The sequence below is a fragment of the Arthrobacter sp. GMC3 genome, assembly GCF_002929305.1.
In the GTDB taxonomy this organism is placed as follows: domain Bacteria; phylum Actinomycetota; class Actinomycetes; order Actinomycetales; family Micrococcaceae; genus Specibacter.
Genome location: NZ_PJIO01000187.1, coordinates 1 through 500, shown reverse-complemented (window position 1 = coordinate 500; position 500 = coordinate 1). Strand labels below are relative to the sequence as shown.

Sequence of the window (500 nt, the reverse complement as noted above, 5' to 3'; positions counted from 1 at the left end):
TGGGGGAAGAGCGAGTTGACAGTCAGGGAAGCAGGTAAATTGGCAGTCGCCAAACACACCCTTCACCTGTCCCTGCTGTCGCCGTGCATCCTATTGATCTTGCCTCGTTCTGGCCAGGCTATGACGCCGTTGCCTGCCGTTCATCCGCCAACAACTCCCTTCTGATTGAGCTCGAGCCTCAAGCCGGTTCAGTGCCCAAGTGCGGGCGTTGTGGTCAGCTCAGTCCGTTGATTCACGAGCGCCGAATTCGTCTGGTGCGCGATCGTGATCTGTTCGATCAGCGCGTCTTGCTTCAACTACCCGTGCGCCGAGTCGATTGCCTGAACTGTGGTCGGGTGACCGAGCGGATCGACTGGCTGGAGCCTGCATCTCGCCTGACCCGGCGGTTACAGGTCTGGCTCGAAAGCTTGCTGCGGCTGCTGCCGATCAGCCACGTCAGCCAGCTCACCGGCCTGCACTGGCACACCCTCAAGACGCTCGACAAGCGCCGCCTGCAAGCC

The 500-nt window shown here is 61.0% G+C and carries 1 protein-coding gene; it reads left to right on the top strand.

The annotated features are described in order from the left end of the window. Nucleotides 1-83: 83 nt before the first annotated feature. Nucleotides 84-500: transposase family protein (locus tag CXQ94_RS24230; RefSeq protein WP_181034392.1), on the top strand; the 417-nt coding region annotated here is incomplete at its 3' end.